This is a genomic window from Candidatus Hydrogenedentota bacterium, assembly GCA_019695095.1.
In the GTDB taxonomy this organism is placed as follows: domain Bacteria; phylum Hydrogenedentota; class Hydrogenedentia; order Hydrogenedentales; family SLHB01; genus JAIBAQ01.
Map to the genome: position 1 here is coordinate 44768 of JAIBAQ010000018.1, position 10514 is coordinate 55281.

The 10514-nt window shown below is 55.7% G+C and carries 10 protein-coding genes; 7 read left to right on the forward strand and 3 right to left on the reverse strand.

Going from position 1 to position 10514, the window contains the following annotated elements; translation table 11 throughout:
- Window positions 1-14 precede the first annotated feature (14 nt).
- The 3 genes from K1Y02_05225 to K1Y02_05235 all read right to left on the reverse strand — a co-directional run bounded on the left by K1Y02_05225 (window position 15) and on the right by K1Y02_05235 (window position 1484).
- Complete coding sequence (locus tag K1Y02_05225) at window positions 15-704, reverse strand: cytochrome c biogenesis protein CcdA (protein MBX7255740.1); 690 nt, start codon at window positions 702-704, stop codon at window positions 15-17.
- On the reverse strand, window positions 701-1189 hold the full coding sequence (locus K1Y02_05230) for a hypothetical protein (GenBank protein MBX7255741.1): 489 nt from the start codon (window positions 1187-1189) through the stop codon (window positions 701-703). Before K1Y02_05230 ends, K1Y02_05225 begins: the two co-directional genes overlap by 4 nt.
- A 61-nt stretch (window positions 1190-1250) precedes the next feature.
- The gene (locus tag K1Y02_05235; protein MBX7255742.1) at window positions 1251-1484 is read right to left on the reverse strand and encodes a thioredoxin family protein; all 234 of its coding nucleotides are present in this window, start codon (window positions 1482-1484) and stop codon (window positions 1251-1253) included.
- Between the two features lie 143 nt (window positions 1485-1627).
- Here K1Y02_05235 and K1Y02_05240 point away from each other — a divergent pair, with 143 nt between their 5' ends.
- From K1Y02_05240 to K1Y02_05270, 7 genes are all read left to right on the forward strand, one after another.
- The gene (locus tag K1Y02_05240; protein ID MBX7255743.1) at window positions 1628-1885 is read left to right on the forward strand and encodes a helix-turn-helix domain-containing protein; all 258 of its coding nucleotides are present in this window, start codon (window positions 1628-1630) and stop codon (window positions 1883-1885) included.
- A 101-nt stretch (window positions 1886-1986) separates the two neighbouring features.
- A complete protein-coding gene (locus tag K1Y02_05245) occupies window positions 1987-3288 on the forward strand; it encodes a PQQ-binding-like beta-propeller repeat protein (GenBank protein ID MBX7255744.1) in 1302 nt (433 codons plus the stop codon).
- On the forward strand, window positions 3285-3749 hold the full coding sequence (locus tag K1Y02_05250) for a hypothetical protein (GenBank protein ID MBX7255745.1): 465 nt from the start codon (window positions 3285-3287) through the stop codon (window positions 3747-3749). The genes K1Y02_05245 and K1Y02_05250 overlap by 4 nt, the downstream gene beginning before the upstream one ends.
- A gap of 543 nt (window positions 3750-4292) precedes the next feature.
- The gene (locus tag K1Y02_05255; GenBank protein MBX7255746.1) at window positions 4293-5501 is read left to right on the forward strand and encodes a hypothetical protein; all 1209 of its coding nucleotides are present in this window, start codon (window positions 4293-4295) and stop codon (window positions 5499-5501) included.
- A gap of 234 nt (window positions 5502-5735) precedes the next feature.
- On the forward strand, window positions 5736-7550 hold the full coding sequence (locus K1Y02_05260; protein ID MBX7255747.1) for a metallophosphoesterase: 1815 nt from the start codon (window positions 5736-5738) through the stop codon (window positions 7548-7550).
- A gap of 171 nt (window positions 7551-7721) precedes the next feature.
- Window positions 7722-8954, forward strand: a complete 1233-nt coding sequence (locus K1Y02_05265) for a PQQ-binding-like beta-propeller repeat protein (protein MBX7255748.1) — start codon at window positions 7722-7724, stop codon at window positions 8952-8954.
- A gap of 742 nt (window positions 8955-9696) precedes the next feature.
- Window positions 9697-10514: hypothetical protein (locus K1Y02_05270; protein ID MBX7255749.1), on the forward strand; the 818-nt coding region annotated here is incomplete at its 3' end.

Genomic DNA, 10514 nt, shown 5'->3' on the forward strand with positions numbered 1-10514 from the left:
ATTTCAGCTTCCTGTCAGACGAGGCCGAGCGTAAACGCGAGCGTGAAGTAGATTCCCACAATCAAGAAGATGCTTCCGGTGGCATAGCGTGCCCAGCGCTCGGCGCGACCGACTTGAGCGAAGATGGCAGCCACCTTGTGGGCCATTGTCGCGATGAGAATGCTGAATAGCATCACCGGCAGTGCAACACCGACGGCATAGGCTGCGGGCAGAATCAAAGCGGACTCATTCGCTATCGCGAGCGGCAAGAGACTGAAGAAGAAGAGGGCGGCTGTGGTCGGGCAGAAGGACATGGCAAAGACAATGCCAAGCAAGGCCGCAATCCAGAATCCCCCCGCGTTGGAATGCCGGTGCGCCCACGCTTTCAGCCTGCCTGAGCCGAATTGGACGCTGATTAGTTCCAGCAGAAAGAGAGCGCAGAGAATGAGAATAGGGCCCAACAGTCGAAACATATACTTCTGAAGCCAGTGCGACACGAGCGGAGCCGAAAGAAGACTGTTCACGAGGCACATCGCGAGAATCACGAAGGCCGCCGCTTGCCCGACGATATAGCAGAGGGACGAGAACAAAACGTGGCGCAGGCTGTTCATTCTGCGCGCGAGAAACGAGATGGCGGCAACGTTGGTGGCGAGAAGGCAGGGGCTGATCGAGGTGAGAAAGCCGAACCAGAACGCGGCGCCAATTGCGAACGCGAATTCCCTCATGGCGGAGTGTCCAAGTCTTCGCGCACTTGTTCACGAATGTAGTCAAGAAACGCGGGCTTGTCGTAGACGAGGTCCCACACCTTGTCGAGATTCTTCCATCTGACTTGCTTTCCGTCATTGACGCGCACGAGAACTACCGATTTTGTGTAGAGGCTGTAGTCGGTGATGAAGTGCGCATTTCGAGATTCTTCGACATCGACCGCGCGCCATACGATATCGCCGGACGACAACTCGTTTTTGAAGTGCGTGTCGAGCGCGTCCTTTGTGAACTCCGGGATGTTGAGACAGGTGGAGCAGTCCTTGCCTTCGTCGAAGTAATAGACAATGAGCTTCGCCGAAACGGGGAGATCGTCTGTGGAAATATCGGACGGATTGTTCATCTTGCGGGTAGTCTGCCGGTCCACAGCTTCGCGCCCCAGGAAAACGAACACGCTTCCCACCGCAAAGAGGAGAAGCAGATTCCGTATCCAGTTCCGTGCGTTCATGGGGCTCTCGTTATTGGTGTCGACTGGCATGCGACATCCTGGTTTGCGATAGCTCGCAAGATTACTTAATCAGCTCCTTGAGTTCGTTAAAGGATGGTACACGGCCAACAACTCGCACTTCGCCGTCCACAACAAGGGCCGGAGTGCCGGGAACGTCAAATGCGAGAATGCGGTCAATTTCAGAGACCTTCTCCAATTCGAATTCGAGTTCTAACTCGGTAGCCGCCAGGGTCGCCAATTCCGCAAGCCTGTTGCAGGAAGGGCAGCCCGTACCGAGCACCTGCAGCTTCTTCATAGAAACACCTCCGACTGGTGGAATTCTTTCAGGTCCAGGACGTTTAAGGCCCAAATACGTGGGCAAGGCCGCTGGCGGAGGGAATAGTCATTCGCCGGGTTTATGTTATGGAATTGGGCTACGCTAAACAAGGGCAACTCGCCATGGAAGATGAGATTCTAACGATAGAAGAAGCGGCCAAGCTCTTGAAAGTCTCCCCGGAAATCGTAGCGGACTTGCTGAAGTCCAGCGACCTTGTCGGCCGGACTATTGGCGGTCAGTGGCGCACGACCAAACGGGCGTTGTTGAGTTTTGTGGATGGCGCGCCGCTGGCCATGTCATGTTGCCCGCCTGAGATGTGTTGCAGTCCGGGTTCGCCTGCAGCCGATGGTTCAGGGTCGCGGCGAGGTTGTTGCTGTTAGGACTCCCGCGTACCATAATCCGGATTGTCGGCCCCGTGGAAGGCTGACTGCGCAGTGGCCATCGAGATCGCAAGTGACGTGGGGACCCCCTTGGTTCCAATATGATTCGGATTAAGAAACTCAGTACCTATGCGCCCTTTGCCGCAATCGGCATCATCACGCTCTCTTACTTGGCAGCGCAGCAGTGGCTCTTTCCCGCCGATGAAGAAACCCCATCGCCGCCCATTGCGCTCCCCGAAGAAAAGACCGCTGCACCCCCCGCCAATGTTCAGGCGCCTGTTCAAGAGACCAATGCTACGGATACGTGGCCACTTTATCATGGAAGCTATGACCTGCGAGGAACGTCAAGTGCTGTGCTACCGGAAAAACCCATGCGCGTCTGGCAATATCTTGGCGAGGGTGCGATAAGGCAGCCTCCCGTGGGTGACGCGCGTGGAGTCTATGTCGCTACCCGGACCGGCTCAGTCGTCGGTCTCGATTTCAGCGGCAACGTGCGTTGGACCAAGCAGGTAATGCGGCGCAACCCGGCCGACGGGGCAGAAATGCCCGAACGCTTCGAAGCACCAGTGGCCTGCATCCGTTCAACTGTCCTAATCGGGTCCACGGCGGGCATTGTCTACGCGCTGGATAGCGAGACCGGCGCGGAACGATGGAAGTACGACGTAGGTGGCGAAGTGCTTGGGACGGTGACCGCGTACGAGCCTGCGAACGAGGCCGACCCCGTGCGACTTTTTGTTATCGAGCGCGCGGAAGGTGCGTTGCACTGCATCGACTTCGAAACCGGGAGTAGGGTATGGCGTACGGACCCCATCAACCGGACAGATGGGTCGGCCGTGGTGGGAAACGATATGGTCGTTTTTGGAAGCTGCGAAGCGGCCATACATGTCTACTCCATTTACGACGGACGCCTCATGCGAAGCGTGGCTCTGTGTGGAGACTGTCAGGTCGCGGCGGGGATTGCGCTTGTGGGCGATGAAGTGTTTTCCGGTTGCCGCAGCGGACATTTCTATCGAGTTAACGCTCGGGTGGGAAGTGTAGTCTGGCAGAACGAAGATAGCGAGAAGGACATATTCAGTACGCCGACGCTGTGCTCTGGCGTGGTCGTCTTTGGGTCCGAGGATGGCACTGTCTACGCATTGGACCCAGAGACGGGCAAGCAGAAGTGGCAATTCAAAACTGACGGTAATCCATTGTCACCCGTGTCGGCGGGAGACAAGATAGCCGTGAGTGTAAATGGAACGCTTCATTTCTTGAGCGCAAAAACCGGCGAGTCAATCTGGAGCTACGAAGTGAGCGACGCAATCACGTCGCCTTCTCTAATCAACGGCATGGTCATTGTAGGTGGCGAAGACGGGTCCGTGACAGCGTTTGGATCCAGTCCGCCGGAGCAGGGCGCATCGTGAGCACGTTCACCGTACAACACACCTGCGGCCATGAATCGAAACACGCCTACACGGGACCTGAGGAGGCACTTCAGCAGCGCAAGGAGTGGCTGCAAGGACGCCCTTGTCAGGCCTGCTGGCGAGCACAGGAGTCAACCCTAGCCGCGGATCAAAGCCAGGAATTGAATCTTCCAGAGCTGGAGGGATCTGAACAAGACAAGCCGTGGGCGGCCGTCATCCGGCTGAAGGTTGTGGAGCATAACCGTGACTACGTCAAAAAACTTGTTGGGAGCAAGAAAGTCGCCGCCGAAGAAGAGACTATGAGAACGGCGATAATCACGTCCGCTAACGAGGCGCTGCGTGAACTCGAGAGCCAGCGCGACGCAGGTTGGTGGATTGCGAATCGTTTTGACGCGTTGACCTTTGTGAAGGCAAAGGTCGTGAAAGCGGTGACGCCAATACTAGATGCGAGGTCAGAGTAACGCCATTTGGGACACTTGTACACCGAATGGCCCCCAAAAGACAGTCTTGCCCCTTTGACAAGAAAGTCGGTCAGTGGCAGACTATATTGAAGGGGGGGGCTGCCATGGCTTACTCAGTGAGAAAGTGAATGCCACACGTTTGATCTTGGGGGCAAGAGAGCCGGGGGCAAGTCTCAAGTCGAGGTAGTGATCGCGTAATGTCTCTAGATGCAAGCATCACAGCGGTCCATCAGGAGAGGCGAAGTCTGAAATAGGCCTCGGAATCAGGGGGAATCAATGTGTACATGTCATGACAAGCATGCTTGTGGCGGTTGTCGTATGTCGCGCCGCCGTTTCATGAAATCAGCGTCGGCGGCGGTTCTGGCCGGATCGTTGGCCGCTTGTTCATCAAATGACCGTGAAGACTACGTTGACCTTTCGAGTTTTCGAATCCGACCTAAAGTCCGAATAGTGGGAGCTGTAGTACTTCCAAAAGCTCGGTCGGGATGGCCTGGACTTGGGTACGATTTCGCTGGCAAACAGAAAGCATACGAGAAAGCGTTCATGGACATAGCGCGCAAGGTGGGCGTGGGATTGGAGATGTCGCCTGACTTGTTGACTGATGAAGACAGCGTTACCGCGTTTGCGAAGCGGATGGCGAGCGAGAAACCCCATGCCATACTGTTGCATCTTCAGGACATTTGGGCTTGGAGCTCAGCAGGAATCATCGCAGATACCGGAATACCCACTATTGCCTTTGCGCCGATTGGCACGGCTGTGACGGCACTCATGCAGGGATTCTCGATGCGGCCGGGGGCCCATGCGATATCTTCTTCGGAAGCGGCGCCAATGGAACATGCCTTTCGAATGGTCCAGTCCAAGCGGCTCTATGAAGAGTCGCGATTTTTGTTGCTCGAGGGTAAGGAGGAAAAAGAGGAGACCGTCGAATCACTTGGCGCGAAGGTTCTCCACCAGCCGCTAACCGAGCTTTCTCAGAGTTACTTGGCCTTGTCAAATTCGCGAGAAGCCAAGGATGTGGCGCATTCCATTTGGAAAAACGCGGCAAAAGTTGTAGAGCCTTCCAGGAAAGATGTACTCGATGCGGCCAGATTCTTCGTGGCATGCAAGAAAGTCATGCAGAAGAATTCGGCGAATGCTATAGCACCATATTGTCTCGAAATGTTGAACGATTGGAGGCAAGCTATGGAGGCGCTCCCATGCTTGGCCTCTACAATCTTTCTGGACAATGGAATCTCGTTTGCCTGCGATAAGGATTTGCTCAGCGCTCTTTCGCTCATGCTTGGAATCTCCCTGCTCGAGAGACCTGGCTACATATGCAATACCATTCCCGAGACCTACAAGAACCAACTCATCTTGGCGCATTGCACTTGTGCAACGCGTCTGAACGGGTTCAATTCGCCACCGGAGCCGTTAATCATAAGATCGCATGCGGAAACGAGTTCCGCCGTAGCGACACAAGTCATTTGGCGCAAAGGTCAGCCAGTCACGGTAGCGCAGTTCCTGAGTCCCACGGAAATGCTTATCGATTCGGGCACGGTAGTGGATAATATAGACACAACCACGGACGGCGGATGCAGGACAAGCGTAGCGTTGACTATGGATAGAATGCAGGATGTTCGCACAAAGCTTGGCACTCACCAAGTGATGTACTATGGTGATCACCGGGCCATTCTGGAAGCATTTTGCCAATTGTACCGAATCAAAGTGATCCATTCGCCCGAACGATTTGAGCCTTCCGTCGAGGCGACCTAGTACCTGTCGCATATCGGCGTGGATGCTTGTGATACGACGTTGCCCGCAGCATATTGGGTAATTCAATTGTCGTCTCGTGTACTATATCGCGTGGTGATTCGGCATTGTCGTTTCGAGAACCCTCGGTCTGTATTGACTCTTCATCCGGCTCAACGCATATCATGGGGACGGTTGCTGCGGGCTTTCCCCGATGCAAATAGGTCCTTCTTACATACCTCGCGAAAGGATGGATGAATGAGAGCGAATCGCTATCGCTTGGGCGTGTCGGCCCTAATGGCTGCAACGGTTCTTGCCTCCATGGCATGGGGCGAAAAGACATTGATCGAGAAATCGATGGATAAGATCAAAGCGTCGCCGCCGATATCGCCAGATAGCTTTGATTTCATCATTGTCGGTGACTCGAACACGCTGGAGCCGGTAGAGCAGTCGGAAGTGTTCCGGCAGTGCATCCGCGAGTTCAATATCTTGCAGCCGAGTCTCGTGATGCATGTGGGGGACATGATCTTGGGCGGCGCCGCGGAGGATCTGTCCGTGCAGTGGGACGAATTCGACAAGACGATTTCGGAGCTTCAGCCGCCGTTCTTTCCGAATCCGGGTAACCACGATATCACGGACGCGGCAACGGAACGGATCTGGGAAGAACGAATCGGACCTACACATTACGCATTCCGGTACGGGAATTCGTTGTTTCTTCTGCTGAATAGCGAAGAGCAGGGAGCGCTATCGCGGATTTCGGACGGTCAGGCCGCGTGGGCGAAAGAGCAGTTGGATAAATCGGATGCCGCAAACGTATTCGTGTTCGTGCACAAGCCATACTTCGCTCACGAGGGCGATCCCGACAAGGCGGAAGAAACGTGGGAGAAGCAGTGGTCGAATATGGCGGAAGTGTTTCGTGGACATCCAGTACGCGGGGTCTTTTCGGGGCACTGGCATTTGTATCGCGATTGCGGAACGCGCGACGGTGTGAGATACACAATCTGTGGCGGGTCGTCGGTGTACAAGATGGACGGTTCGGAAGAAGAAGGGTACTTCAATCACTATTTGCTCGTACGAGTTCGCGGCACGAACGTGGACTGGTCGGTGATTCGTCCGAAGTCGGTGTTTTCGTCACGTGTTGCCACGGCGGCTCGTGTCGACGAGTTGTACAACATTCGCAACAAGTGGATACATGCGGCGGAATTGCCGGTGCCTGTGAGAGGCGCGGCCGATCAAGAGCTTGTTGTGACGGTCTCGAATCCGTTTGACAACCCTCTGAAATCCTCGTTGTCGTGGGAGATGACCCCGGGGTGGAGTGTAAGCCCCGCGCAGTTGGAGTATGAGGTGGCCGGAAAGTCCTCGCAGGAACTGCGTTTTCGCGTGAAATCGGAGGAGACGCAGTTCCCCGTCCCATTCTTCACTACGCAGTATGCTAATGCGAAGGAAGGTCCCGCCGTGGACGTGAAGCAGGATATGCGGCTGGTGCCGACGGCAAAAGCCATTCGCGCGAAAGCCACGGTGAATATCGATGCCGACCTTGGAGAGTGGGGCGATGCGCAGATGGTGCGCATGGTATATCCGGCCCAATTCGATGGGAAAAACAAGAAGGACCTCGACAGCGAGCTTGGCTTCATGTGGGATGAGGACTGGCTATATCTGGCAGTGCGCGCCGAGGACAACGAGCATTATCAGCCGTTTGCGGGCGACACGGTGTGGTCGGCGGACAACGTGGAAATGTTCCTTAACGATTGGAGTTGGGGCATTACACTCACGCAAAAGGGTCCGGAAGTCTTCTTGTACTGGGGCGTGGACATGGGCGGCACAGAAGTCAGTACGGAAGTGAAACTGGCGGTAAAACGCGAGGGAACGCAGACCGTCTACGAAGCCGCCTTTCCTAAGAATCGTCTTACGCCGCTGATGCTGAAAACCGGAGAACGCTTCCGATACAACGCGCTCATGAATGACTTCGATAAATCGGGGCCTGAAGCGAAGCGGCATTGGCTACAACTCGTGCCAGAGAAGCCCGTTAACGGCGGGCCGAAGCCGAAGATGGAGTTTGAACTGGTAGAATAAGCGCCGCAGAGTTGCCGAAATAGAACACAAGAAGCACAGGCTGTTCTCACGGTGCGTCCGCTCTCGCGCGGCCACTACCAGTCCTTCGTGGATTGAAAAAGGCAGCAGGCAGGAGATGTCTGAATTGGTTTTTCTGGGTATTGAATTCAAATAGACGATGGAGACGTGCTGATGAGAGCGTTCATGTGTGTAGCAGGCGTGTTGGTGTTGATGGTGACCGCCGCTTACGCGGGCGATTCGCCGCAGTTCCGAGGCCCTCATCGGGACGGTAACTTCGATGAGACGGGCCTCTTAAAAACGTGGCCTGAAGGAGGACCGGCTAAAGCGTGGGTCGCGACAGGCCTGGGTCGAGGCTTCTCCTCGGCTTCGGTCGTCGGGGAAAAGATCTACGTCACAGGAATGTTGGACGACAAGACCGGCTACGTGTTCGTGCTCAACAACGACGGCGTCATTGAGAAGAAGATACCCTTTGGGCCGGAGACGGAAGAAAAGCAGGCCCCGGGTACGCGGTCAACACCGACCATCGACGGAGACAGGCTGTACGTCATTTCGGGCCTGGGTTTGTTGTGCTGCATCGATCTCGTCAAGGGCGAGAAGATGTGGGACGTGAACGTGCTGGAGCGGTTCGGGGCCGAGAACAACATCTGGAATGTCGCGGAGTCGGTCTTGGTTGACGGCAACCGCATCATCTGCACGCCGGGAGGCAAGGATGGTCTTCTGGTGGCGCTCGACAAGATGACGGGCGAAACCATCTGGGCGACGAAAGGACCTGAGGACAAAACGTCGTACTGTTCGCCAACGATTATCGTTCATAACGGCCGTCGCATTGTGACGACGGCGCTTGGGCTGCACTTTATTGGCGCGGATGCAGAAACGGGCGCGCTATTGTGGTCGTTCGCGCAGAAAGCCCCCTACGACATTCACGGGGTGACGCCGATCTACAAGGATGGACTGCTCTACTATGTGGCCGGCGACGGTTATGGCGGCGGGGCATTGGAGCTTTCGGCGGATGGCACATCGGTGACTCCGAAGTGGACGGACACCAGCCTTGATTGCCTGCATCACGGAGTCGTGCTCGTAGATGGATACCTTTATGGAGCCGGCTACAAAGGCGGTGGCAAGCTGGTGTGTCTGGAAATGGCGACGGGAAAGCTGGTGTGGAGTACGGAAGAAGTGAAGCTTTCGTCCGTTGTCTACGCCGACGGCATGCTGTACGCCTACGAAGGGCCGAAGGCGGGCGTGATGAATCTCGTGAAGGCGACACCCAGCGCGTTTGAACGTACCGGCCGGTTCGACGTGACGGACGGCACCGACCAGCACTGGGCCCATCCAACGATAGCCAACGGGCGTCTGTACGTCCGCCACGGCGATGCACTGATAGCCTACGACGTCAAGGCCAAGTAGTACTCGCTGTCCTAATCTCTACTGCGGGTATGTGTCGCGAAGGAAGAAGCACGGCAAGTAGAAAGCCGTGTCGCTTGGCAACCAGACTGTCATCCTGAGCCGGGAACCGCGCGAGCGCGGGTTTCAGTTGTATAAACAAAAGACAACTGGACAGCCTTCACAAGGCATTGGGCAATATTCCCTGTACTTCGTTCACAATCTCTCAGACAACCTCTTCTCTGGAGTGCCGTAGGCACGGTAGACTCCAGACTGGGGTGAGATTCGCGTTCGAAACGAGAATCGACACACCAGGACCCGGCTTGAGGTCTATCAAGTCCCAGATCGGTACACAATACCGATTCACGCAGCTTTGAGCCGCTCCAGAAATGCTGAATGAACTCAACAGCCTGCCCATTTCGTCGCCAACCCAATTGGATATGGACGTCTAAAGCTACCTGGCCTTAATCGTCGATTCCGCATTTATAACGTACACCCCTCTGCGTAGGAATTGACAATTCACCTAGAATTATCCAAAAATGGTACTCATTCACGTCGTAATGATGGGGGAAGCCAGGTGTAGTCGTGACGTGGTAGCCGATTGCAGAAGTATGTCCGCGATGTTGGGCATCTACTTGGGATGAATCGCCCGACGCCATAGTGGCTCTGCGTACGGCATGGGGCGCTGCAAGTTGTCGCGCAAAGCAGATGAGGCTTTCGCGGGACTGAAAGGCCATGGTTACTTCCATCGCAAGAGGGGTAGGCCATGCGATTCTCATTCCGAACCTTTCTCAGTCTTTTCGTTGTGGTGTTCAGTGTGTTTGCGATGGTATGTGGTTCTGCGGAGGGCCTGGATGCTCCTGAAGCAAGATCTTTGGGTAAAGCGTCGTCGGCCGCGCAATGGACTTGGATGCACGGATCCAATTCCGTCAATGCCTACGGTAGCTACGGGACGCTGGGGGAGAGCAGTGCAACGACCACACCCGGAGCCCGCCGCGGGGCTGCCACGTGGCGAGATGCTACGGGCGCACTGTGGTTGTTCGGCGGATTCGGTTATGGAGCGAGCGGAGGCACGGGATATCTCAACGATCTGTGGAAGTTTGATCCGGCAAGCGGAAGATGGACATGGATTAAGGGCAGTTCGTCGATCAATCAACCCGGCGTCTATGGTACTCAGGGCGTCGCCGCAACGGGCAATCGTCCAGGTGGACGCGTGGACGCGGTGACCTGGTTTGACGAAAGCGGTCGCCTGTGGCTATTCGGAGGGACTGGATACGGATCGACGACTCAACACCTCCTCAACGACCTGTGGCGTTACGATCCGGATAGCGGCAACTGGGCGTGGATGAAGGGGAGGAGCAACGCGGAACAAGCTGGGGTCTACGGTGAATTGGGTGAGGCCGGTGAAACGAACACGCCCGGCTCACGTCGGGGCGCCGTATCCTGGACTGATGGAGCGGACGTTTTCTGGATCTTCGGTGGGTATGGCATCGACGAGAACAGCCAAATGGGCGCGCTTAACGACGTATGGAAATATGACTGTTCGACTGGCGATTGGACGTGGATGAAAGGGGCAAAGCAGTT

Excerpts from the sequence above, each read along its gene's own strand:
- K1Y02_05225 (MBX7255740.1), bottom strand. The coding sequence starts at position 704 with ATGAGGGAATTCGCGTTCGCAATTGGCGCCGCGTTCTGGTTCGGCTTT.
- K1Y02_05230 (MBX7255741.1), bottom strand. The coding sequence starts at position 1,189 with ATGAACGCACGGAACTGGATACGGAATCTGCTTCTCCTCTTTGCGGTG.
- K1Y02_05235 (MBX7255742.1), bottom strand. The coding sequence starts at position 1,484 with ATGAAGAAGCTGCAGGTGCTCGGTACGGGCTGCCCTTCCTGCAACAGG.
- K1Y02_05240 (MBX7255743.1), top strand. The coding sequence starts at position 1,628 with ATGGAAGATGAGATTCTAACGATAGAAGAAGCGGCCAAGCTCTTGAAA.
- K1Y02_05245 (MBX7255744.1), top strand. The coding sequence starts at position 1,987 with ATGATTCGGATTAAGAAACTCAGTACCTATGCGCCCTTTGCCGCAATC.
- K1Y02_05255 (MBX7255746.1), top strand. The coding sequence starts at position 4,293 with ATGGACATAGCGCGCAAGGTGGGCGTGGGATTGGAGATGTCGCCTGAC.
- K1Y02_05260 (MBX7255747.1), top strand. The coding sequence starts at position 5,736 with ATGAGAGCGAATCGCTATCGCTTGGGCGTGTCGGCCCTAATGGCTGCA.
- K1Y02_05265 (MBX7255748.1), top strand. The coding sequence starts at position 7,722 with ATGAGAGCGTTCATGTGTGTAGCAGGCGTGTTGGTGTTGATGGTGACC.